A 22,131-nucleotide genomic window follows, 5' to 3' on the forward strand; every position below is an offset into this window, starting at 1 on the left:
CTTAATGTCTCTCAGGTATTTGCCGCCCACTGGCCTGTTGCTTGCGACGGGCACTGCCATTGACCTGTAAGCCAACTGAACCATACTGGCTCACGTCGCGACACCTGCCCTTCCCAGCCCCTGACGATAGAGACCTGATCATGGCCCGCCTGTTCACCCCGTCGCCAGGCCTGCGTAACGCCGCGCCCAATCGCTGGGACTGGATCCTGCTGCCGCTGGTGCTGGTATTGCTGGTGCTCGCCGCCTATGGCGCCATGCAGATGAGCCGTCCGTTCGTGGTCGGCGAGGCGCTGCCGATTTCCCTCGACCCGGCCAACCTGCCCTACTACCTGCTGCGCACCATGCTGCGGATGTTCACCGCGCTGGGCTTCTCGCTGCTGTTCGCCTTCCTCTTCGCCGCGCTGGCGGCCAAGTACCGCGCCGCCGAGAAGGCCATGATCCCGCTGCTGGACGTGCTGCAGTCGGTGCCCATCCTGGGCTTTCAGGCCATTGCCATCGCGCCTTTCATCGCACTCTTTCCAGGCAACCTGCTGGGCGTGGAATGCGCGGCGATCTTCGCCATCTTCACCTCCCAGGCGTGGAACATGGCGCTGAGCCTGTACCAGTCGTTCCGCACCGTGCCGCCGGAACTGAACGAGGCCGCGCGGATCTTCCGCCTCTCGGCCTGGCAGCGCTTCTGGCGCCTGGAGCTGCCGTTCGCCATGCCCGGCCTGCTGTGGAACATGATGATGTCGATGTCCGGCGGCTGGTTCTTCCTGGTTGCCGCCGAGGCCATCTCGGTGGCCGGGCAGGATATCAAGCTGCCCGGTATCGGCTCCTACATCGCCGTGGCCATCGACCAACGCAACCTCGGCGCCATCGGCTGGGCCGTCGGCGCGATGCTCACTGGCATCGTGCTCTACGACCAGTTGTTCTTCCGTCCGCTGCTGGCCTGGGCCGACCGTTTCCGCTTCGAAGACACCCAGGGCGATACCGCGCAGCGCTCCTGGCTGCTCGACTGGGGGCGCCGCAGCCGTTGGCTGAGCGGCTTCAGCGCGTTGTTGGCGAAGGGGTTCCAGAGCGCCATGGGCTGGTTCGCTCAACGCCACGACGGCACCGTGGCGCGGCGCCAGTGGCTGCGCCTGCCCGCCTGGTGGTCACGCGCCTGGGACGCGGCCCTGGTGCTGGTCTGCGCCTTCGCCTTCATCCGTCTGGGGCTGTTCGTGCACCAGGACGTCGGCTGGGGCGAGGCCCTGCACGTGCTCGGCCTGGGCCTGATCACCCTGTGCCGGGTGATGCTGCTGATCGCCCTCGCCTCGCTGGTGTGGGTGCCGCTGTCGATCTGGATCGGCCTGCGGCCCCGCTACTCGCAGAAGGTCCAGGCGCTGGCGCAATTTCTTGCCGCCTTCCCGGTTAACCTGCTGTTCCCGCTGGTGGTCCTGGTGCTGGTGCACTTCCAGCTCAGCCCGAACATCTGGCTCAGCCCGCTGATGGTCTTCGGCACCCAGTGGTACATCCTGTTCAACGTGGTCGCAGGTGCCGCGGCCATTCCCTACGAACTGCGCCTGGCCGCCGACAACCTCGGCCTGCGCGGCTGGCTGAAATGGAAACGCGTATACCTGCCGGCGGTGTTCCCCAGCTTCATCACCGGCGCCATCACCGCCAGCGGCGGCTCGTGGAACGCCAGCATCGTCGCCGAATACGTCAGCTGGGGCGACACCTCGCTGGTTGCCAACGGCCTGGGCAGCTACATCAAGCAGATGACCGACGCTGGTGATTTCCACCGCATCGCCCTAGGGATCGGCGTGATGTGCATCTACGTGATGCTGGTAAACCGCGTGTTCTGGCGCCGTCTGTACCTGCTTGCCGAAAACCTTCGCTGAGGACTTGCCATGAAACCATCGCTGATCGAGCTCAAGAGCGTGAGCAAGGCCTTCCAGGCTTCCGACGGCACCCCGCGCACCGTCCTCGAAGGCGTCGACCTGAACCTGCGCGAGCGTGAGATCGTCGCCCTGCTCGGGCGCTCCGGTTCGGGCAAGTCGACCCTGTTGCGGATCATCGCCGGCCTGGTCGGCGCCGACCGCGGCACCGTCACCTACCGCGGCCAGCCGATCCACGGCCCGGTAGGCGGCGTGGCCATGGTCTTCCAGTCGTTCGCACTGTTCCCCTGGCTGACCGTGCAGCAGAACGTCGAGCTAGGCCTGGAGGCCCAGGGCATGAACCCGGCCGAACGCCAGCGCTTGGCCGACACGGCGCTGGAGCTGATCGGCCTGTCCGGTTTCGGTGGCGCCCTGCCGCGCGAACTTTCCGGCGGCATGCGTCAGCGCGTGGGCATTGCCCGCGCCCTGGTGATGAACCCCGAAGTGCTGCTGATGGACGAGGCTTTCTCGGCGCTCGACGTACTCACCGGCGAAACCCTGCGCAACGACATGCTCGAACTCTGGGAAGAACGCCGCATCACCACCCGCAGCATTCTGGTGGTGTCGCACAACATCGAGGAGACGGTGATGATGGCCGACCGCATCCTCATCCTCTCCAGCGACCCGGGCCGGGTGCGCTCGGAACTGCACATCGACCTGCCCCGCCCGCGCAATGCCGACTCAGCGGAAGTCCGCGCACTGATCGACGACGTTTACGCGCTCATGACCCAGGGCCCCGAAGCCATCGCCGCCGCCGGTGCACCACCGGCTGTGGAGCTGGGCTACCGACTGCCCGACGCCGACATCGCACGGATGGAAAGCGTGCTCGAACTCATCGCCGGCGAGCCCTTCAACGGCGAGGCCGACCTGCCGCACCTGGCCGAGGAAACCGCGCTGCCCGACGAGGTGCTGTTCCCGATCTACGAGGCCCTCGGCCTGCTTGGCTTTGCCCAGGTGATCGAGGGCGACATCCGCCTTACACGCCAGGGCCGCAACTACGTGACGGCCCGCCAGGCACGGCGCCAGGACTTGTTCGCGCGCCAGTGCAAGGGGCGCGTGTCGCTGATCAGCTACATCCTCGACAGCCTCCACCTGGAGCCCGCCGGCCTGCTGGAAAAGACCGTGCTCGACCGCCTGACGGAGTACATGGACGCAGAGGAAGCCGAGCGCGTACTCAAGGTGGCCATCGAGTGGGGGCGCTATGCCGAACTCTATGAGTACGACTTTCATACGCGCCGCCTGACCCTAGCGCGGGAGATCACCGGCGAACACTGATTGCGGCGTTCAGGCGTGTGCGCTCAGACCGGCGAGCCGTTGCCACGCAGCAACGCATCGAACCGCTCCGGGTCAGCCGTGCCCAGGCGATTGCTGGTGCGAATACCCTCCTCACGGTCCAGATGCACCAAGGTCCGGGGCAACAGTGCAACTGCTGCACATCAGAGTTACGGCCTGTCAAAGCCGTGTCGCTGATGAGCAGCGACAGGCCGAGACTAAAGCCCTTGGCAGAGCAACCACAACGGAAAATATGCGGGAAGAGTATCTTTGGGGAATGGACTACAAGAAAGGCGCAAAATCTGATTTTTTTTAAACGGTCTGTATAATCCCGCGGCGTTGACCGCACCCCGTGCGGTAGCCGAAGGACCGGCGCCCTGACTCGCGCCTGGTCGTTCGATCAAAGCCAATCGATAAGGAAATCCCATGCGTCAAATCAAACTCGTGCTCGCAGCATTGCCCTTCTGTGTACTGGCCGGCTGCGGCAACGATGCCCTGGAAGGCACCTATGAACAGACCACCACGGTGATGGGCATCCAGGGCCCAAAACAGAAAGTCGAGTTCGCCAAGGACTACATCATTGCCAACGGCAACAAGTTCAAGGTCGAGGAGTGGGAGCGCAAGGATGATGAGGTCGTCGCGCGCGACAAGGATGGCCAGGCACTGATCAATGTGCGCGTACTGGACGGCGGCAAGCGTCTGGAAGCCATTGGCGGCAGCAACATGGCCAAGAATGTGTTCGTGCGGGTGGACTGACCGACCACGGTCACCCAACGCCAAGTCTTCGCGGGTGACCGCGCTGTCGCTGTAGTCATTACCCAGAGGCGCCTCGATCCCTTGTGAAAGGTTGAGGCGCCCTGCCCGCCTGATGCACGCTGCTCCGATGAATGCTCACGCATTGCCCGCTGGATCAGTGGCAGTCAGCGTGGCGTGAACGTTCAGCTCTTCGGCGATGAACGCCGATATCATGGCCCGGTAGACCTGCTCCACCACCGCAGGCGAAGCGCCCGCCTCGCCTGCCATTACTCGCACCTTCTCGATGACTTGCTCGACCCGCGCCGGCGCGCGTACGTCATCGGTGGTTTTCTTGAAGCGCGCGGCCTGCGCCACGAGCTTGCCGCGTTGAGTGAGCAATGAAACGAGGCTTCGATCGATGACATCGATGCGCTGCCGGACTTCATCCAGTGAGGTGCACGTTACTTCCATTTTTTTTAATTCCTTTTCATGGGCCGAGAAAGCGGCCGGTCGTAGATGGCTGCTTCCGACCCATAGCTGCCCTTCGGGGAAGACAGCTATCGGCCAATAGCGGCCGTTCTGGAATGGCAGGAAACGACCGATAACTGCCTTCGATACGCGACTTTCGCCCGCCAGCGGCTCGATTGTAAGAATATGGCGGAGAGCTGCAAAACCGCCTACGCTTATAGAATGATTCCTCGAACGCCTTGCCCATCTGGTGGTATAGAGCCGAGAGATCTGACTTCCTTTGACCGTCCGCTTAACACCCACCCGGACCAACCCGCGCCTATCGCCAGCAACTGCCCCCTGAGTCCGGTCCACACGACCAGCAGTACGGCGCAACGGGTAAAAGCCAGACCCAGCCCCCCCACCTGCCGTTCAAAAGCGACCGATGCCGCAGCACCTCTGGAAACGGGGGCGCTGTTCACGTTCTGCCATGAGGTCAATCCGTATGTATCGGCCGAGCACTATTCCTTACCAGCAGCATCGAGGGTTCAGCCGAACCTTCACTCAGGGGCATTTGAGCCTTGGATTATTCTTTCCCATGGAGGCGTTCGACGGGGACACTCCGAGCATGCTCAACCAGGTCACACTGGCTAAACAAGCCGAGGCGCTGGGCTTCTGCGCGCTCTGGTTTCGCGACGTGCCGCTTCGCGACCCTGGCTTCGGCGATGTCGGCCAAGTCTTCGACCCCTGGGTTTACCTGGGTTATATGGCCGCCCATACCTCGGAGATTGCACTTGGCACCGCCTCCATCGCCATCCCGCTGCACCATCCCCTGCACACGGCCAAGGCGTCAGCCAGCGTAGATCAGTTGAGCACTGGTCGCTTGATTCTGGGGGTTGCTTCGGGAGATCGGCCAGTGGAGTTTTCGGCGTTTGGCGTCGATCCCGAAAGGCGTGGAGAGATCTTTCGAGAACACTACGAAGTGATTCGCCGCGCCCACAGCACCAGTTTTGAGCCCATCCACTGGAGCACTGGTGAAATGCAAGGCGCAGACCTGATTCCGAAACCGACCACCCAATTCATTCCAATGCTCGTGACCGGCAACAGTCGCCAGTCACTGGATTGGATCGCGCGTGAGAGCAACGGATGGATCAACTATCCACGCATCCCGAACATGCAGCGGCTGGTCGTGGAAGATTGGCGACTGGAGGTCACGAAACAATGTGGTTCTGTGTATAAGCCCTTTACTCAGTCGCTGTACATCGATCTCGATGAGAATCCGTCAACGCCACCCACACGTATCCATTTGGGGTTCAGACTTGGACGTTACCATCTACGTTTTTTGCTGGAGTCGCTTGAGGAAATCGGCGTGGACCACGTCATTCTCAATCTCAAATACGGCAAGCGCCCTGCGGTGGAAGTTATTGAGGAATTGGGTACGCACATCGTTGCGCAGTTCGGAGTGCAGCCGCGTCAGGCAGCTCATTGAACATCGGTCACTGCTACGCCGACGAATGCTCACTTGACGAAACCATAAGGTGTCACGGCGCGGATGACCTCCGGTTCTATATCAATGATGGAGATCTTCGCGCCATGAGCGACCGGTGCCCGGCAAACAATCTACCCTACCCAGCCTAAACCCGTGATGAGCACGTTGCCTTGCAGATTCTGTGCGGCTTCCACGCCGTCCCTGGACACGATTTGCGCGCGTATCCTTTCACTTATACCGAGCGCGCAAGCATGGCATGAACCCTGGACACGGCACTTTAGCCATGACATTTATCTTCAATACAAGTGTTTTGATTGATCACCGCCCGGAACAGCAGCAGGCCCAAGCTATCCTGATTTTCACAAAATACATCGTGGGCCTCCCAGTACTGACTGGAGCTTCCTATTGGGTTTGCTTAGCCGGGTAGCTTGGCCGCAAGGACGTCAACCTTCTCGATTGATGGCGGTTCGGCAAATAGCTCGGCAGCGTTTGCCATAAGCGCCGCCGCGACCTTGCCCGAAAGATGAGCCTGCCGGCCCGCTTCATCCGGGAATGCGTCAAAGATGCCAAAGGTGGACGGCCCCAAGCGGATTCCAAACCAGGCTGTAGTGGCTGGCTCCTCCTCCACTAACGGAAGGCCACCCAAAAGAAAGCTCTCTACATCCTTTTCTTTCCCGGGTTTTGCTTCTAGGCGAACGAACAACGCTACTTTGACCATGATGTGGCTCCTGTTGTTACGATGCGGCTGGCGCTATCAGATCGCGATAGCTAAGAGGGGCATCCGAGACTCTTAACTATGGTCGACGATACCAGGATTACAAACCCAAATAGACCAAGGGTAGCGGCGAGTAGCGCACGAGCAGTGAGAACGACGTAGTGGGCAGCATGTAACCGCAAGTCAGCCACTTGCTCACTTGGTCCCACCCTCTGGTCTGATAATGATGATTCAACGATATCTGAAATTTAGAAAAACATAAGAGATCATGGTTGCTGTCAGGCCGACCAATATGTACTCGACGCGGGGTAAAAACACGACTAACCCGCCCAAAGAAAACACTATCAACGTGTTTTGTAGGATGTATTTCCTTATTCTACTCACGGCTATGAAATAGCCATATTGCTTACCTAGGAAAAACAAGGCCATGCCGGTGATCGACATAATCTGGAAATCGCGTATCGCAATGTCGTTCAGGATCGCATGCCTAATCAAATTTGCCAGAAGTGCCAGCCCCATAAAAAGAAAAAGGTGCGAGTAGATTAAGGCGTGTCCACTCATACTGCTTTGATGTTTGTTCAGCAAGTAAAAACTATCAAAATAGATCCACCAGATACTGCAAATCATGATAAATCCGGTGATGGCTGCCATCACATTATAATAACCCCATTGAATGTTAGATAAGCCTCCGGAAAGGCTAATAATTGACTCCCCCAATAAGATTAGGGTGAGTAGGCCTATGCGCTCAACCAAGTGCTCTGTGTGTGCTGGCAACGGTTTTAGTTTAGTCCAGAAAAATACAGGAAACAGAATATCAAGAATAATCCCAATATAAGCAACAAGGTAACGCAAGGGCGGGTCAAAAATAACGGATGAAAGGCTAATAACTGCGCTAACTAATAGGGCGAAGCCAAGCCTTGAGGAAAGTTCGCCGCGAGAATCGAGTTTACTAATGGATGAAATATACATAACACTGATGATTGCACGTATACCAAAATAGCAGGCAATAATGAGCGAGTAGTTCACTTCCAAGTCTTCCCCGATCCGTGCCGATAGCACAATGAGCAGGAGCATTATGAATAATGTTGCCAAACGGTGAAGATTGCTGTCTGTATCGAACCTGTTGGAGTAAATCGTGTGACTGGACCAGATCCACCACAGCGGCACAAAAAGCAGTAAGAATGTCCATAATTGCTTATGTTAAAAGTGCCCATCATGAACATGTCCGAGAGTGTGCGTAACTTGGCCTATCGTAACAACGAAAGTCAGGTCAAAAAACAACTCCAACCATGTGGCGTGTCGATTTTCTTCATAATACTTCAAAGATTTCATTAGTTGCCGGCTCCGTGCCCACCTCTTTAATGTAAAAGGAAGCTAACGTTGGTTTTTCCTCGGCTCCGATGTGGGTGATGCCAAGCCGATTTGGCTCTCTAGCGATTTCGTCCACGCACTAACAAAAGCTCAATCATCTGACTCATCCCGATGAACTCTGGAACTCCGTCATAGCGAAGCCCGTCAATGTAAAACGCTGGGGTGCCATTCACGCCGCTGCGTACACCGCCATTGAAATCGGCTTGTATTTTGGGAATGTAAGTATCCTCTTGCATTGCAAGATCGAATTCCTCCCTGGAAAGGCCGTGTTTGAGAACGATGGCGCGATACAGCGGCAGGCCCAATCGATCCTGATTTTCGTACAATTCGTCGTGGGCCTCCCAGAAGAATCCTCGACTCCCGGCATACTCAGCGGTGACCGCTGCACCCAATGCATGGGGGTGAGCGGTGGTCAGAGGGAAGTTACGGAACACAAACAGCAAGTCATCGCGAAAATGCTGTTGCAGATTCTTGACCATCCAATAAGCTTCACCGCAATAGGGACATTCATAGTCGCCAAATTCGACCAAGGTGACCTTGGCATGCGCACTTCCCTGGCGATGGTCGTTGGCACTTACCGGGACTTTGAGAGTGGCCATCTAATCACCTGTTAATTTTTGGTTGGCGTGCTTTGTGGCGAATTCGCCAAAGCATCCAGCGCATCCAGAATACCGTCCGCACCAGGGTTGATTGCCATCGGGGAGACGTAGCTCCAGGCAACCACCCCGTCCTTGTCAATCACGAACAGCGCACGCTTACAAACCCCGAGCTGGGACTGGTACGCTCCATACTGTCGTGCCACAGCCCCTTTGGGCTCGAAATCGGCCAGCAGGCTGAAGTGAAAATTCCGATCTTTGGCAAAGGCCTGATGACACCAGGCGCTGTCAACCGAGATACCCAGTAGCGCCGCACCGTATTCTCTGAATGTGGGTAGCAACTGGTTGTACAAAGTCAGTTGGTCACCGCACACCGAAGTCCAGTCAGCGGGATAAAACGCCAATATCACGGGATTTCCCTTTAGCTCACGCAGCGACAACTGTTGATCAGGGGTTGCGTGAAGAGTGAAGTCGGGCGCGACAGTGCCGGCCGGCAGCGGCCCCTGAACCAGGTCGCCATTGGTTTTTTGTGCATCATCGAACTCTAAAGTATTCATTGCTTGAACCTTTATAGATGGGTGGTTGGGACGTGCTCAGTGGGATGCGACGTGCCCGGTGGGATAACTCCATCCACCATCAAGGGGTTCAAAAAAAGACAACGCTGCCTCGATCTCAGCCTGAGCCTGAGTGATTTCGGCAGCGAAACGTTCACGTTCCGCATCAAGGAACACAAGAAGATCCGCCGTGTAATCGCGGAATTGGATTAGGCCAGGTTGGCAGGGGAATGGTCAGATTCGCTCTGGCTCACCAATGACTATAGTCGTTGATGACGCTTACCGTAGTAGCTGAACGATTTTTCGCTACCCTCCAGTGCCAACAACACTCACGCGCTTATCTTGCTGCCATTTCAGGCGGCGTTTTAACACGATGATTTTGGCAGCTATTTCGCCACTTCAGACAAATTTACATCTGCTTTCTGGACGACAACTGCTACCCCTTACGACAAGCAGAAATCGACCAGAGGCAGACACTGAAACCGCCTTCAGGTCTACAGAGTGAAGGTTGATATGGGAAATGCTCTGGACAAACGAGTCGTTGTCATTAGTGCCGGCATCGTGGGCGCTTCGCTGGCGTAACACCTGGCTGATAAAGGCGCGAATATCACCTTGGTTGAGGCTGAAGGTATCGCGTCGGGAGTGTTTGGAGATTCACTCGCATGGAGCAACATCCTATACGGATAACGTGACCCCATTGCAGCACTGCGCGGAGCAGCAGTCAAAGATGCGGCTCGCGCAGCGATGGTGCTGTACCTAACGAATAGTCGAGATCGGTCTTCGGGAAGCTGAGCGGCAGACTTTGCGAATATTGTCACTGACCGCTTTTGGCCGGAAACGGCCGGAGGTGCGTTGAGAGATGCATCCTAGTCTTCTACCATGTGGCGAACGAATCATCTCCATACTCACCGCGAAATCTCGAGAATCCTGGAACAAAGGCAAACTGGTCGGCCAAAAGCACCGCTTCGGCTTAGGGACATTTGGGCGATTAGAGTACGGCTGGAAATTGCAAACAAGGATCGTGAACTGGCCCTGTTCAACCTTGCCGTCAGGTTCTCATGCTCAATGAGTATCACGCGCTTCAGGCTTCGGCGGATCAATGCGCTCGATATTTCCAAGGACCAATGCTCGCCCGGCAAATAGACCGCCGGATGTTTCCAGGGCAAAACGTTCGGCATCGCGTGTGCGCACCTCGTCGGTCACCGCGTCGGCTTCGAGCGCTGAGGCACCCAAGGTCAGCACGGCCTGGTGACCAAGCAGCAAGGCGGATTCAAAGGTTTCCCGCACGATATAGTCGGCGTCGTGCTTGACCAGTTCCAGCGCGTGCTCGCGGTCAAAGGCGCGCACCAGCACCTTCACCTGCGGGCAATAGTGCCGCGTGCTTTCAACAATGCGTGTCGCGGCCTTCTTGTCATTCACGCACACAATGATGGTACGGGCGTGATGGGCCCCGGCAGCATGCAACAGGTCATGGCGGGCACCATCACCGTAATAGACCTTGAAACCATAAGGCTCGACGGCGCGAATCACCTCCGGGTCCATGTCTATGATTGAAAGCTTGGCGCCATGAGCGAGTGGCGCCTGGCAAGCGATCTGACCGACACGGCCAAACCCGATGATGAGTACATGGCCTTGGAGATTCTGCGCGGGCTCCACACCGTCCATGGAAACCGCCCGGGCCCGCGCAAAACGCTTGTACAACACAAGGTTGACCGGCGTAATGGCCATGGACATCACCACGATAGCCGTCATGTTGGCGTTGATTTCGGGACTCACGACCTTGAGTTTCAGTGCTTCGGCAAACAGTACGAACGCAAATTCGCCCCCCTGCGCCATCAGCACGGCGCGGTCCAGCGCATCGCCATGCTGGCTTTTCGCGAGGCGCGCGACCCCATAGATACACAGCGCCTTGACCACCATTAGCGCCAGCACGCCAGTGCTGATGAGCAGCCAGTTCCTGGCCACCACCTGCAGATCCAGCGCCATGCCGACGCCGAGAAAAAACAGCCCCAGCAACAGCCCGCGGAACGGTTCTATGTCAGCCTCCAGCTGGTGGCGGAAGGTCGACTCCGACAGCAGCACACCGGCAACGAACGCTCCCATCGCCATTGACAGGCCGCCGATTTCCATCAGCAGCGCTGCTCCCAGCACCACCAGCAGCGCGGCAGCAGTCATCACCTCGCGCGCCCTGGCTTGCGCCAATACCCGAAACAGAGGGTTGAGCAACCACAACCCGATGACCACCAGTGCGCTCAGGGACAGGGCTGCGGTAGCCATGCGCTGCCACAGGGGTGAGGTGGGTTCGGGCACCGATGCAGTAGGCGCCAGAAATGCCACCACCGCCAGCAAGGGCACTATCAGCAGATCTTCAAACAGCAGAATGGACACGATGCGTTGGCCCCTCGGTTTGGTCAAGTCACCCCGCTCCGAGAGAACTTGCATGACGATGGCCGTGGATGTGAGTACAAAACCGGCCGCGCAGACGAATGACACCTGCCAAGGGAAACCAAAGGCCTTGCCGACGACAGTGAGCAGAACGGCACAGATCAACACCTGCAGGCTGCCCAGTCCAAATATCTGCGCCCGCAGCTCCCACAGATGCGAGGGTTTGAGCTCCAGGCCAATCACGAAGAGGAACATCACCACGCCCAATTCACCCACATCAATGATGGTGTGAGGGTCATTGACCAGCTGCAGCCCGAAGGGTCCGATCATCAGCCCCGCCAGCAGGTAACCGAGCACCGAGCCGAAGCCGATGCGCTTGAGCAATGGCACGGCCACTACGGCAGCGCTGAGCAACGTGATGACACCCATCAACAGTCCTGCGTTGCCTTCAGTGGCCATGGCCTCGACCCTCAGCCCCTGTCAGGACCGGTTGTGGAGAAATTACCGGACGAATTATCGCTGGGTGTCTCAGCTCGCCAGGGAGGTGCAATATCCACTGCGTGGGGAAGCGGCAGCCTCCTCTGCAGCAACTTAAGAATCACCCGCCCGCAAGCAGGTCGCGGGCGGGTAATCCTGGTGACGAGGGGCTGTCCCCTTGGCTGCGCGCAACGGAGGCTATCGTTGTATAACCTCGATGCACCTGCCACGCGCACGCGCTTGCTTGGGCAGTTCGATACGCAGCACACCGTTGTTGCATGTGGCACTGGCCTGCTCGGCAATGACCTCGACAGGAAGCCGGAAGGTGCGCCGGAAACTGCCGAAGGTGCATTGCCGGACGCGATAATGCCCATTGCCCTGCTCCTGCTCGACGCGCTTTTCACCGCGAATGATCAGCGTATCGCCCCGCACTTCCAGACTCAGGCCCTCCTTGACCAGTCCAGGTATCTCAAGGAGAACGACGATCCGCTCACCATCCTCGTAAAGATCGCCGGCCAGCAGCCCCCAGTTCGAGGCAAGCGCCGGTGATGAGGTCGCATCCTGCGACTCACCCCTGCTCCGCTTCACTGGCGTGAAGCGCGTCAGGGCCTCGCTGGTACGATCGCGAAGCTGACGCCAGCCCTCGCCCAACGAATGCCAGGTTTCCTCCAGGCCATGTCTGAGTTCAACTAGTTTTTCCATGGGTCGTCCTCCACACGCTCAAGGCCCTACGCGCTTTTCAGGACGATCTTGCGCGGCTGGGCATGTGCATGTTTGGGAACACGCACGTTCAGCACGCCGTCCCGTAGCTCAGCGTCGATCCGGGTCGTATCCAGCTCGGAGCTCAAAGTGAAGGCGCGCCTGAATCGCGACAGTTGGACCTCAGCGTAGACAGCCTCCAGCTGTTGGGAAAACTGCGGCATGATCTCCCCTTCCAGCACAAGCGTGTCACCGTCGACATTGACTACCAGGTGGTCCTTGGGCACGCCGGGGAAATCGGCAAACAGCTGGATTCCGTTTTCGTCTTCGAATACATCGACACGCGGCAGCAGTGTTTGGGTTTCAGTTTCGCCGCGCACGACCGCTTGTTTGTCGTTCATGGTGATTCCTCCTTCAAACCGTTGCTGTTACTGAATGACTATGCGCTTGGGCTGTAGCGCTTCCCGCCGCGGCAAGGAAATGCGCAGGACGCCGTCGCGGCAGTGGGCCTCGACCTTGTCGGTATCGACCTGGTCATTGAGGCTCACGGTACGCTTGAAGGGGCCGGCATAACGCTCGTTGGCATACACGGAGCAATTGCCCTCCTGAGCACTGCGCGCTGGCCGACGCTCGCCGGAAATCGATAGCAGACCTCGGTGAATCTGCAGATCGAGGTCGCTCGGGTCCACGCCAGGAACGAAGGCGTAGACCTACAGGCTGGACGGCGTGCTCGCGACATTGATTGCAGGAAAAGCACCACTGGCCAAGGCACGAATGCTGCCTGGGCGCCCGAGCCCCGTGCCCAGCACATGTTGCAGCTCGCGCTGCAGCCTCTCGAACTCGGCAATCGGATCGCTCGACAGATTAAGAAGGGACTCGTACATGACAATCCTCCTTCCAGCTGACTGAAATGATCTCGAACAGGAGGCGCGAAGCGCCGGGCTTCGGCCCCTGACGACGAAATTATGTGAGCGATTTGGAGGTTTTCAAGCCCCAGTTTGAACGAATATGGAATTACAGATCCGCGCTCTTTTTCCCGTTCAATCTTTGCCTCGGCGCCATTCACACACAGCCTAGGCAACTCGATCATCGCGCTCACGCAACAGCCAGTAGGTCAGCCCCAGGGCCAGGGTGGCGCCAGCAAGCGCCGCGACTTTGGCCGGGCTGACATCGGGATCGAGGATCACGATCTTGCGCGACAGCGCAATCAACCCGATCAACAGGACCGTCTTGACCTGAATGATGCTGCCACGGCGCAAGACAACGCGCACGATGGAATGCTTGAATTCCATTGCGATCAGCAGCGTCATCACCATGCCGAACACATTCTGGAAGATCCGGTGGTCCAGCGGATTGAACGCGTCGATGATCAGCAGGCTGAAGACTATCTGGATCAGCTGCACCAGCGACACCACGATAACCAGCGCGATCACCATCGATAGAATGTGGGCGACGATTTGCTCGAAACGCTCGTAAAACGTCAACATCGCCCACTCGCGACGCAATCGCATGCGCGTGCTCTCGGGCTCATTGCTGTCCTTCATGCTCACCTCTTCAGCAGCAAGATCATTGCAACGAGAAACCGCAGCCTTCGTCCTGCGCTTCACGCATTTCCACTGTCGAGCTCTTCGGCCGGCACGGCTTGCCGGCGGTCGAACCCGACCCGCTCGGACTTGTCGTCCCAGCGCGCATGGGCGTGATCACCCTTGCCAATGCCGCCGCCGAGCATTTCACGTGCCAGTGCCGTCTCCAGCTCGCTGCGGATCAGTCGCTTGAGCTCGCGAGCACCGAATTCAGGTTTGTAGCCCTCTTGCGCTAAATGATCGACCAGCGTCTCGTCGAACGTCAGCGTCACGCCCTGGCTCGCGGCATTGCGGGCCACGCGCTCGAGTTGGAGGCCAACGATGTGGCGGATCTCCTGCTTGCCCAGCGCATGGAAGACGATGATCTCATCGATGCGGTTGAGGAACTCGGGGCGAAAGTGCCCGCGCAGCACATCCATGACCTCGAGCTTGGTCTTCTCGTACTCCTCACTCGCCGCTCCGGGCGCCTTCAGCTGGCGCTGAATGATGTCGGAGCCCAGGTTGGACGTGGCAATGATAATGGTGTTGGTGAAGTCCACCACACGCCCCTTGCCGTCGGTAAGTCGCCCGTCGTCGAACACCTGCAGCAGGATGTTGTAGACGTCGGGGTGGGCCTTCTCGATCTCGTCGAGCAGCAGTACGCTATAGGGCTTGCGACGGACCTTTTCGGTAAGCTGGCCGCCTTCGTCATAACCGACGTAGCCGGGGGGCGCGCCCACCAGCCGAGCCACTGAATGGCGCTCGCCATACTCCGACATGTCGATGCGCAACAGGGCCCCCTCGTCGCCGTAGATGGATTCCGCCAGCGCCTTGGCGAGCTCAGTCTTGCCGACGCCAGTGGAACCCAGGAACAGGAACGTGGCCACGGGCTTGCTGCCTTCGCGCAGACCCGCGCGCGACAGCCGCACCGCATCCGCCACAGCGCGTACCGCCTCGTCCTGCCCCACCAGGCGCTCATGCAGCCGCTGCTCCAGGTGCAGCAGTTTCTCGCGCTCCTCCACCGTCAGCTCATTGACCGGGATACCGGTCAGCCGCGAGACGATCTGCGCAACGTGCTCCGCCTTGACTTCGGCGCTGCCCGAACCGCGCTCGCGCTCCCAGTCCGCGACGCGCTCCTTGAGTTCGGCCTCCTTGGCTTCAATGCGCTTGCTGATCTGCGCCGCATTATCATATTGCTTGCGGGAAGCCGCGTAGTTCTGCTCCCGGCGCAACTGGTGCAGTTCGGACTCCATTTCCTGCACAGCAACGGGGCGGGCCGTCGCCGATAGCTTCACGCGGGCGGCAGCCTGATCGAGCAAGTCGATGGCCTTGTCCGGCAGGAAGCGCGCGGTGACGTAGCGGTCGGACAGTTCGGCGGCAGCAATGATCGCGTCCTCGGTGATGCTGACCTTGTGGTGCGCTTCAAAGGTATCGCGCAGGCCGCGCAGGATCATGATGGTCTGCGCCACCGTTGGCTCGGGCACCATGACCGGCTGGAAGCGCCGCTCCAGCGCAGCGTCCCGCTCGATGTACTTCTGGTACTCGTTGAGCGTGGTCGCGCCGATCAGGTTCAGCTCACCGCGCGCCATCATGGGTTTGAAGACGTTGGCGACGTCCAGACCGCCTTCTCCACCGCCTTGGCCTGCACCCACAATGGTGTGCACCTCGTCGATGAAGAGAATCAGCTCGCCTTGATGCTCGGAGATTTCCTTGAGCACCTTGTGCACCCGTTCCTCGAACTCGCCCCGGTACTTCGCCCCGGCCACCATGGAATTGATGTTCAGCTCTACCAGGTGCTTGTCACGCAGCGTCTCGGGCACCTCGCCGGCCACCATACGCTGTGCCAATCCCTCGACGATGGCCGTCTTGCCCACGCCGGGCTCGCCGATCAATACGGGGTTGTTCTTCTTGCGCCGCGCCAGTACCTCGATGGTGGTTTCGATTTCCTGCGCGCGTCCGATTACCGGGTCCAGCTTGCCCTCGCGCGCCATCTTGGTGAGATCGCGCGAATACTTGTCGAGCTCCGGCGTATTCGTCGGCGCCTCGGCGCGGCCATCCTCCGCGCCTTTGCCAACCACCTTGTTTACCCGCTGGCGCAGGGCCTGCGGCGTGAGGCCATAGCGGCGCAGCAAGTTGGCGGCCAGCCCTTCGCCCTCTTCTGCTAGCCCGATCAGGAGGTGCTCGGGTCCGACGTAAGCGTGGCCTAATTCATTCGAGGCGACGAAGGCGCGACTGAGCGCATCCTTCACGCGAGGCGACACGCCGATTTCTCCTTCAAACGGTTTGTCGCCGCGCTTGGCTTCGGCCTCGATCTGGCGCTTGAGGTCATCGACGTTGATCTTGAACTGGCTGAGGATGGTCTTCACCACGTCGCTGTCGGCGAGGGCCAGCAGCAGGTGTTCGGTATCGACTTCGGACCGCCCGAACTCCGTGGCACGCTTGGCCGCTTCCTGCAACAGGGCCTCGGAGTGTTCGCTGATACGGCTGGCCAGCCCGCTGCCGCGACGCCGCGGCGTGCCCCCCCCTGCGGGGGCAGCTTCGCCAGACGACGCTTCGGCCACATCATCGGCACCCGCGGCAACGGATACTGAGTTTTCTCCGTTGCGGAAGAAATCGCTGCCCAGGAAATCTTCGAACAAACTGCTGCGCGAGCCGAAAAGGGCCTCCAGTGGAGAAAGGGTACGCTTTTGCTGGCGCACCAATTGGCGATAGTGATCATCACACAACAGCATTGTGCTGTGGCGGCCATTGACCTTGGCTTCCACCCGTGTCGTGGCGGGTTGGCCACAGACCTGGCACTGTTTGCTGGCCATGCGGGCGCTCCTTGAATCATTGAGGCGACGAGGTGAGGCTGCCGCAGCTCCTCGTCTGCTGGTGGGCCTTCGTGACGACGGCTATGGAATCTCCGAGTCAGCTTCAATTCGGAATCGAACGGCTGTGCTTCAATGCAAATGCACGCGTTTCGCGCTCGTCGGGGATGATCGTCAGCAGCCCATTGTGGACTGGGCGCTTGATCAAAACCTATTCGGCATCGTCATGCCGGTTCAAGCGTCACGGGTAACAGCCGTTGTAGCATTTGGCACGAGGGAAGACGCACTTCTGCTGCTCTCGTAGCAGTCGCGCGTGATCGGGATGTTCTTTCCTTGAGACCGGGCAATTCGAAGGAAAGCCAGCACTGCATCCGTGATGTCCAGCGCCAGCTTCAGCATGCCTGGCAGGCAAGCGCGGGAGGGCGAGCGCCGCAAATAGATGCGGCCAGCCCAAGAGAACTTTTACAGTACTCGCTTAAGTCTGCGCCCGGTAGCCTGGAAGTCAAGCAGTATCTGCGGTTTGCTCAGAGAATCAGCGGGCGGTGGTCAGGCCGTTGCAAGCCGGATTCAGCCGCATGCGCTCCATCTGATACGTTTTTTTAACGATCACCTGACTCTTTTTCGTGGCAGGCCCACTGCTTTATAAGATCTCGCTATCGGGGTGCGATCGGACTGCGCCCAGGCACTCACTTCTGCAGACGCTCAGGGAACCGGATGGCCTCGCAAGTACTCAGGAATCCCCATGAACACCTTCTGCACAAGCTATCCCAGCATTGCGCTTCCCGAGTCTCAGCGCGACATACTCGGTATGATCGCGACCAATCATCAACTACACGACATCCTCACCGCCATCTGCTTGATGATCGACGCCCAGGATCCCGGTACGCTGTGTTCGATACTGCTCACCGATGCGCAAGGCAAGCATTTGCTCAAAGGTGCCGCGCCTGGCCTGCCGCCGGCATACAACGATGCGGTCCACGGCATGCCCATCGGCCCTCGGGAAGGCACGTGCGGCACAGCGGCATACCGGCGCGAGCTGGTGGTGACGGCAGACATAGCCCGGGATCCGAGCTGGGAGCGTTTTCGCAGTCTGGCGCTAGGGTACAATCTGCGCTCCTGCTGGTCGTTGCCATTACTCTCGCATCAGGGCTCCGTTCTTGGGACGTTTGCGCTGTATCAAGATCAGGCGATTGCGCCAAGCGAGATGCAGATCCAAAGGTTGACCTGCGCGGCGCAACTGGCTGCCATTGCGATCCGGCATGAGCGTGACGGCCAACGCCTGGAGGAAAGTGAACAACGGTTTCGCTCATTGTTTACCTTTAACCCCAACCCGGTTTTTGCCCTCGACATGGCGGGCAACATCCAGAGTGTGAACCCGGCTGGCCTGAAGCTTAAAGCTGGCGCGGCAACTGATCTTGTCGGTCATCATTTCTCTCACCTCGTGTTCGAAGAAGACCTGCCGCGAGTGAATCAGCATTTTTCCGCAGCCCGCGCCGGTGAGCCGCAGCGATTCGAGGCAAGGGTCCGCGACGAGAGCGACGACAAGCAGTTGATCATGGATATCGCCAACCTGCCGATCATGGTCAATGGCGAGATCGTTGGGGTTTTCGGCATCGCGCGGGACATCAGCGAACAGAAGCATTACGAGCGCCAGCTGAGTATCAGTGCCAGCCATGACGGGCTGACCGGTTTGCTTAACCGCCTGTCTCTGGAAGACCGGCTTGTCCTGGAGTGCCGCAGCAGCCGTCAACGTAAGCGTCAACTGGCGGTCATGTACATCGACCTGGATGGATTCAAATCCATCAACGACTCCATCGGGCACTGCTTCGGCGATCAGGTGCTGATTGAGGTGGCACAGCGCATGACCCAGCAGGTCCGTCCGGCTGATGCCGTCGTGCGCATGGGCGGCGATGAGTTTGTCGTTCTGCTGACGGACCTGCTGCGTGACGAAGACGTTGTGCCGGTGGCCGAGCGACTGCTGGCCAACATTGGCAAACCCTATTGCATCCATGGCATTGACCTGCACGTAAGCGCAAGTATCGGTATCACGCTAAGCGACGGTCACATCGAGCAGCCAATGCAATTGATCCAGCAGGCTGATATGGCCATGTATAAAGCCAAGCAACAAGGTCGCAACAACTTTGAGTGGTATACCAGCGATCTAAACCAACGAATCTGCGAGCATAGAAGCCTGCGCAATGACCTGCAGAAGGCTCTCGAGACCAAGTCGTTTAGCCTGCATTATCAACCACAGATTGAGGCGCGCACGGGGCATGTGGTCGGAATCGAAGCGTTGTTACGTTGGAGGCATCCGATCAAAGGATTCATCTCTCCAGCGGTATTTGTACCCGTGGCAGAGGACAGCGGTCAAATTATCCCTCTGAGCCTTTGGGTTCTCGATACGGCTTGTGCACAGTTGCGCAACCTATGTGATCAGGGCTTCACCGGCATCTCGATGGCCGTAAATATTTCGCCCATGCATTTCCAGCGTGGTCAATTCGTTGAATGTATCCAGGCAGTACTGAGCAAGTACGGGCTTAGCGCCGGGCAATTGGAGTTAGAGATAACCGAGTCACTCTTGCTGCATAACGTTGAACTAGCAATTGAAACCTTGTACCGTCTTAAAGACTTGGGCGTACGCATTGCGCTGGATGATTTCGGCACGGGATTTTCCAGCCTGAGTTATCTCAAGTGCTTGCCAATAGACAAAATAAAAATTGATCGCTCCTTCATCCAGGATATATCGACGAATCCACACGATGCAGCAATCACTCAAGGCATTATTTCGATGGCCCATCACCTCAGCCTGTTAGTGGTCGCGGAAGGCGTGGAAACTGCGCCCCAAGTGGACCTCCTGGAAAGTGGTCGATGCGATATTTTCCAGGGATATCACTTTGCTAGACCCATGTCGCATGAGGCGCTCAGGGTTTTCTTGGCCGATCAGAAAACCTATAGTTAACAAAGTTAGTCAACAACCAAAAGGCCAACTCCTCTCATGGACCGTTTTAAGCCTTCGGCGACCAACGTCGAGCAGATCAAATCTACCGGGCGACTAACAGCCAATACGTCGAGCCGGACCAGTATTCGGGCTTGCTTAAGGACTACAGCAAGCACAAGGAGGAAAAGTCGCCATCTGGCGCGGCGGTCATGCGCTGGATCAAGCTAGGAATTGACGTTCGCCAGTTCAACAGTGTCGCCACTGAGGCTGCATTCATTGACGGGCGCTCCAATGAAGTTGTCGCCGAGGTGGTACGCAAAGGCGCCGGCGCCGACCTGGAAAACTCCTCGCAAGTAATGCAGGCCAAGGATGCTCGCACGGTACTCCATGGTTGGGCGAGAGACATGGTCAATGCGTTCCAAGCGCTGAAAAAAAACTCGAATGTCCTCCTGCCGTACTGATTTAGGCAGGAGAACGTAGAGGCTTCCCGGATAAACCGCTGATATGGGACGTCAGCTGGAAAACCCTCATGTATGCCTTGGTCGCGCTCTTCGTTCATTACCTGGAAAGGCTTTACGATTACTGGAAAGAGACGTCGAGCCTCATGGATGCGAACTCGCTTCTATGGTCCTCGATGAACTGGCCTCGCTTCTGGACCATTCAGATCCTGCTCCTGACCTTAATTTTCATATACTGCGTCATCGTCGAACTGGCACGCGTCATCGGTCGAGATCGACTGAAAGCGATGTTCATTGGACCGTTGCCGCCAAAACCTGCTAAGTCTTTGGAAGGCGCTTTAGGGTCGCATGTTGGTGCAAGGCGAATCCTCAAGGCCGCGCTTGGCTGTCCGCTCTGGGTCGTAAGCAGCCATTCGCGACCGGCAGGTTCCGACCGATTGCCGACACTCAAAGCCTTGCAGCCTTCTCGTGCCCACTTTGGCTGGCGTTCACTTCGATAACCTCGACAAACCCCTCGGACCTGCAAGGTGGCTCGAACGCAGCCGCCACCGCCTCGATACTCGCCCTCGGCAGTTGATGATCGACCCGGCGCAAGGCATTGCGTGCCAATGCCTGCTCGACCGGAGCCTGCACCCAGACTGCCGTGACTGGCACACGGTGCACGCGCCGCGGCAGTGCTGCATCGAAATACAGGTAACTGGTGTCGTTGGTAGCGGCACGATTTTGCTCGATCCAATACCTGTTCCTGCTGCCACCATGCAGAGCAATGGGCCCGAGAACGCTCTTAACCGGCCTGCCGGCGCATGGTCAGAATCGCCGCACCAAAACCGATGAACGTCGTCCCGACTACCCGGCTTACCCAACGCGACAGCGCCGGCCGGGTCAGCACACCCTTGGCCCGCGATGCCAGCGCGGCATACAGGCTCAACGAGGTCAGCGACAAGGCCACGAAGATCCCGGTCAGGGTCAGGAACTGCGGCAGCAACGCCGCGCTCTGGTCAATGAACTGCGGGAACAGCGCGGTGAAGAACATCGTCGCCTTGGGGTTGGTGACGGCGGTCAGGAACGCCGACTTGTACAAACTCAAGGGGGTCGGTTTGCTGACCTTCACCGCCGCCTGATCCACCAGCATGGGGCTTTTCTTCAGCAACTGCCGTGCACCGAGGTAGAACAGGTAGCCGGCACCGATCAGCTTGACCGCGTTGAACAGCATCTCGGAGCTGGCCAGCAGCGCCCCAAGGCCAAGCATGGCTGCCGCCGACAGGCAGAACAGGCCCGAGCCATTGCCCAGTGACGACCACACGGCACTGCGCTGGCCATGGGCGAGGCTGTTGCTGATGGCCATCAGGGTGGCGGGCCCTGGGCTGGCAATGGCGATTGCCGCGACCAAGGTGAAGGCGAGAAGCGAGTGGGTATCCATACGGCAGGCTCGGAAACGTTTTAAAGCCTGCATCTTACACAAGCGCAGCAGCTTCAGTCGTTACCCTGGCGTTTGGCGTTCTTCTTGGTAATGGCCTTCATCCGCGTGGCCGCGCGTTGCACGGTGGCCATCTTCTCAGGGCGTTTCATACCACGCCACTTGCGGATTTCCTCACGGGTGCGACCGCAGCTCACGCACAGCTCGCTGTTGAGCTGGCAGAGCGAGACGCAGGGGTTTTCGATGTCTTTGGCCATGGCGGGCTCCAACTGCGGGCGCGAATCATACCCTGTATGAAACCGCGCCCA

General features: G+C 58.6%; 20 protein-coding genes and 3 pseudogenes. 8 read left to right on the forward strand and 15 right to left on the reverse strand.

The genetic code is table 11. The features are described 5' to 3' along the window. Positions 1–140 precede the first annotated feature (140 nt). From ACOKS3_RS16040 to ACOKS3_RS16050, 3 genes are all read left to right on the forward strand, one after another. Complete coding sequence (locus tag ACOKS3_RS16040) at positions 141–1,862, forward strand: ABC transporter permease (protein ID WP_103447573.1); 1,722 nt, start codon at positions 141–143, stop codon at positions 1,860–1,862. 9 nt (positions 1,863–1,871) lie between these two features. Then, positions 1,872–3,173, forward strand: a complete 1,302-nt coding sequence (locus ACOKS3_RS16045) for an ABC transporter ATP-binding protein (RefSeq protein WP_103447574.1) — start codon at positions 1,872–1,874, stop codon at positions 3,171–3,173. Between the two features lie 423 nt (positions 3,174–3,596). Continuing rightward, complete coding sequence (locus ACOKS3_RS16050) at positions 3,597–3,926, forward strand: hypothetical protein (protein ID WP_103447575.1); 330 nt, start codon at positions 3,597–3,599, stop codon at positions 3,924–3,926. Between the two features lie 135 nt (positions 3,927–4,061). Here ACOKS3_RS16050 and ACOKS3_RS16055 read toward each other — a convergent pair whose 3' ends face one another. Beyond that, positions 4,062–4,376 (reverse strand): chorismate mutase, encoded by a 315-nt coding sequence (locus ACOKS3_RS16055; protein ID WP_103447576.1) that lies wholly within the window; start codon positions 4,374–4,376, stop codon positions 4,062–4,064. Between the two features lie 481 nt (positions 4,377–4,857). On the opposite strand from ACOKS3_RS16055, the gene ACOKS3_RS16060 reads away from it, so the two are divergent. Further along, entirely contained in the window at positions 4,858–5,841 is a 984-nt protein-coding gene (locus ACOKS3_RS16060; RefSeq protein ID WP_043862986.1) for an LLM class oxidoreductase, read from the forward strand. 38 nt (positions 5,842–5,879) lie between these two features. Here the strand turns inward: ACOKS3_RS16060 and ACOKS3_RS16065 are convergent. The 5 genes and pseudogenes from ACOKS3_RS16065 to ACOKS3_RS16085 form a co-directional block, all read right to left on the reverse strand. Continuing rightward, positions 5,880–6,062: pseudogene (locus tag ACOKS3_RS16065) on the reverse strand (monovalent cation:proton antiporter-2 (CPA2) family protein); the annotation flags it as partial. Between the two features lie 194 nt (positions 6,063–6,256). Next, the gene (locus ACOKS3_RS16070) at positions 6,257–6,559 is read right to left on the reverse strand and encodes a putative quinol monooxygenase (RefSeq protein WP_023047152.1); all 303 of its coding nucleotides are present in this window, start codon (positions 6,557–6,559) and stop codon (positions 6,257–6,259) included. A 228-nt stretch (positions 6,560–6,787) separates the two neighbouring features. Further along, positions 6,788–7,888: pseudogene (locus tag ACOKS3_RS16075) on the reverse strand (low temperature requirement protein A). Between the two features lie 98 nt (positions 7,889–7,986). After that, entirely contained in the window at positions 7,987–8,526 is a 540-nt protein-coding gene (locus tag ACOKS3_RS16080; protein WP_070086726.1) for a DsbA family protein, read from the reverse strand. 11 nt (positions 8,527–8,537) lie between these two features. Continuing rightward, a complete protein-coding gene (locus tag ACOKS3_RS16085) occupies positions 8,538–9,080 on the reverse strand; it encodes a redoxin domain-containing protein (protein WP_019751018.1) in 543 nt (180 codons plus the stop codon). A gap of 510 nt (positions 9,081–9,590) precedes the next feature. On the opposite strand from ACOKS3_RS16085, the pseudogene ACOKS3_RS16090 reads away from it, so the two are divergent. Then, a pseudogene (locus tag ACOKS3_RS16090) lies at positions 9,591–9,761 on the forward strand (FAD-dependent oxidoreductase); the annotation flags it as partial. Between the two features lie 378 nt (positions 9,762–10,139). Here the strand turns inward: ACOKS3_RS16090 and ACOKS3_RS16095 are convergent. The 7 genes from ACOKS3_RS16095 to clpK all read right to left on the reverse strand — a co-directional run bounded on the left by ACOKS3_RS16095 (position 10,140) and on the right by clpK (position 17,013). Continuing rightward, positions 10,140–11,921, reverse strand: a complete 1,782-nt coding sequence (locus ACOKS3_RS16095) for a monovalent cation:proton antiporter-2 (CPA2) family protein (RefSeq protein ID WP_103447578.1) — start codon at positions 11,919–11,921, stop codon at positions 10,140–10,142. 216 nt (positions 11,922–12,137) lie between these two features. Continuing rightward, on the reverse strand, positions 12,138–12,641 hold the full coding sequence (locus ACOKS3_RS16100) for an Hsp20/alpha crystallin family protein (protein WP_103447579.1): 504 nt from the start codon (positions 12,639–12,641) through the stop codon (positions 12,138–12,140). A gap of 26 nt (positions 12,642–12,667) precedes the next feature. Beyond that, on the reverse strand, positions 12,668–13,039 hold the full coding sequence (locus tag ACOKS3_RS16105; protein WP_103447580.1) for an Hsp20/alpha crystallin family protein: 372 nt from the start codon (positions 13,037–13,039) through the stop codon (positions 12,668–12,670). Between the two features lie 27 nt (positions 13,040–13,066). Further along, positions 13,067–13,327: an Hsp20/alpha crystallin family protein gene (locus ACOKS3_RS16110; protein ID WP_258035861.1), complete on the reverse strand. Its 261-nt coding sequence runs from the start codon at positions 13,325–13,327 to the stop codon at positions 13,067–13,069. A gap of 21 nt (positions 13,328–13,348) precedes the next feature. Continuing rightward, complete coding sequence (locus ACOKS3_RS16115; RefSeq protein ID WP_258035862.1) at positions 13,349–13,522, reverse strand: hypothetical protein; 174 nt, start codon at positions 13,520–13,522, stop codon at positions 13,349–13,351. A gap of 189 nt (positions 13,523–13,711) precedes the next feature. Next, a complete protein-coding gene (locus ACOKS3_RS16120; RefSeq protein WP_103447581.1) occupies positions 13,712–14,182 on the reverse strand; it encodes a phosphate-starvation-inducible PsiE family protein in 471 nt (156 codons plus the stop codon). Between the two features lie 59 nt (positions 14,183–14,241). After that, positions 14,242–17,013, reverse strand: a complete 2,772-nt coding sequence (clpK, locus tag ACOKS3_RS16125) for a heat shock survival AAA family ATPase ClpK (RefSeq protein WP_103447582.1) — start codon at positions 17,011–17,013, stop codon at positions 14,242–14,244. Between the two features lie 739 nt (positions 17,014–17,752). Here clpK and ACOKS3_RS16130 point away from each other — a divergent pair. The 3 genes from ACOKS3_RS16130 to ACOKS3_RS16140 all read left to right on the forward strand — a co-directional run bounded on the left by ACOKS3_RS16130 (position 17,753) and on the right by ACOKS3_RS16140 (position 20,906). After that, positions 17,753–19,969, forward strand: a complete 2,217-nt coding sequence (locus tag ACOKS3_RS16130) for a putative bifunctional diguanylate cyclase/phosphodiesterase (RefSeq protein ID WP_422763650.1) — start codon at positions 17,753–17,755, stop codon at positions 19,967–19,969. Positions 19,970–20,049: 80 nt separating this feature from the next. Then, positions 20,050–20,409, forward strand: a complete 360-nt coding sequence (locus ACOKS3_RS16135; RefSeq protein WP_422763703.1) for a DUF3313 family protein — start codon at positions 20,050–20,052, stop codon at positions 20,407–20,409. A gap of 68 nt (positions 20,410–20,477) precedes the next feature. Continuing rightward, positions 20,478–20,906 carry a hypothetical protein gene (locus ACOKS3_RS16140; RefSeq protein WP_258035863.1) on the forward strand — a complete coding sequence of 143 codons (429 nt, stop codon included), beginning with the start codon at positions 20,478–20,480 and terminating at the stop codon, positions 20,904–20,906. A 284-nt stretch (positions 20,907–21,190) separates the two neighbouring features. Here ACOKS3_RS16140 and ACOKS3_RS16145 read toward each other — a convergent pair whose 3' ends face one another. Further along, on the reverse strand, positions 21,191–21,826 hold the full coding sequence (locus tag ACOKS3_RS16145) for a LysE family translocator (protein ID WP_103447585.1): 636 nt from the start codon (positions 21,824–21,826) through the stop codon (positions 21,191–21,193). A 53-nt stretch (positions 21,827–21,879) separates the two neighbouring features. Beyond that, positions 21,880–22,080: a DUF1289 domain-containing protein gene (locus ACOKS3_RS16150; RefSeq protein WP_103447586.1), complete on the reverse strand. Its 201-nt coding sequence runs from the start codon at positions 22,078–22,080 to the stop codon at positions 21,880–21,882. Positions 22,081–22,131: the final 51 nt, after the last annotated feature.

The sequence above is a fragment of the Pseudomonas sp. HS6-2 genome, from assembly GCF_049325675.2.
GTDB classification, from domain to species: domain Bacteria; phylum Pseudomonadota; class Gammaproteobacteria; order Pseudomonadales; family Pseudomonadaceae; genus Aquipseudomonas; species Aquipseudomonas putida_N.

Bases quoted from the DNA above. Each gene is read 5' to 3' on its own strand.
- ACOKS3_RS16040 (WP_103447573.1), top strand. From the start codon at position 141: ATGGCCCGCCTGTTCACCCCGTCGCCAGGCCTGCGTAACGCCGCGCCC.
- ACOKS3_RS16045 (WP_103447574.1), top strand. From the start codon at position 1,872: ATGAAACCATCGCTGATCGAGCTCAAGAGCGTGAGCAAGGCCTTCCAG.
- ACOKS3_RS16050 (WP_103447575.1), top strand. From the start codon at position 3,597: ATGCGTCAAATCAAACTCGTGCTCGCAGCATTGCCCTTCTGTGTACTG.
- ACOKS3_RS16055 (WP_103447576.1), bottom strand. From the start codon at position 4,376: ATGGAAGTAACGTGCACCTCACTGGATGAAGTCCGGCAGCGCATCGAT.
- ACOKS3_RS16060 (WP_043862986.1), top strand. From the start codon at position 4,858: ATGTATCGGCCGAGCACTATTCCTTACCAGCAGCATCGAGGGTTCAGC.
- ACOKS3_RS16070 (WP_023047152.1), bottom strand. From the start codon at position 6,559: ATGGTCAAAGTAGCGTTGTTCGTTCGCCTAGAAGCAAAACCCGGGAAA.
- ACOKS3_RS16080 (WP_070086726.1), bottom strand. From the start codon at position 8,526: ATGGCCACTCTCAAAGTCCCGGTAAGTGCCAACGACCATCGCCAGGGA.
- ACOKS3_RS16085 (WP_019751018.1), bottom strand. From the start codon at position 9,080: ATGAATACTTTAGAGTTCGATGATGCACAAAAAACCAATGGCGACCTG.
- ACOKS3_RS16095 (WP_103447578.1), bottom strand. From the start codon at position 11,921: ATGGCCACTGAAGGCAACGCAGGACTGTTGATGGGTGTCATCACGTTG.
- ACOKS3_RS16100 (WP_103447579.1), bottom strand. From the start codon at position 12,641: ATGGAAAAACTAGTTGAACTCAGACATGGCCTGGAGGAAACCTGGCAT.
- ACOKS3_RS16105 (WP_103447580.1), bottom strand. From the start codon at position 13,039: ATGAACGACAAACAAGCGGTCGTGCGCGGCGAAACTGAAACCCAAACA.
- ACOKS3_RS16115 (WP_258035862.1), bottom strand. From the start codon at position 13,522: ATGTACGAGTCCCTTCTTAATCTGTCGAGCGATCCGATTGCCGAGTTC.
- ACOKS3_RS16120 (WP_103447581.1), bottom strand. From the start codon at position 14,182: ATGAAGGACAGCAATGAGCCCGAGAGCACGCGCATGCGATTGCGTCGC.
- clpK (WP_103447582.1), bottom strand. From the start codon at position 17,013: ATGGCCAGCAAACAGTGCCAGGTCTGTGGCCAACCCGCCACGACACGG.
- ACOKS3_RS16130 (WP_422763650.1), top strand. From the start codon at position 17,753: ATGAACACCTTCTGCACAAGCTATCCCAGCATTGCGCTTCCCGAGTCT.
- ACOKS3_RS16140 (WP_258035863.1), top strand. From the start codon at position 20,478: ATGTATGCCTTGGTCGCGCTCTTCGTTCATTACCTGGAAAGGCTTTAC.
- ACOKS3_RS16145 (WP_103447585.1), bottom strand. From the start codon at position 21,826: ATGGATACCCACTCGCTTCTCGCCTTCACCTTGGTCGCGGCAATCGCC.
- ACOKS3_RS16150 (WP_103447586.1), bottom strand. From the start codon at position 22,080: ATGGCCAAAGACATCGAAAACCCCTGCGTCTCGCTCTGCCAGCTCAAC.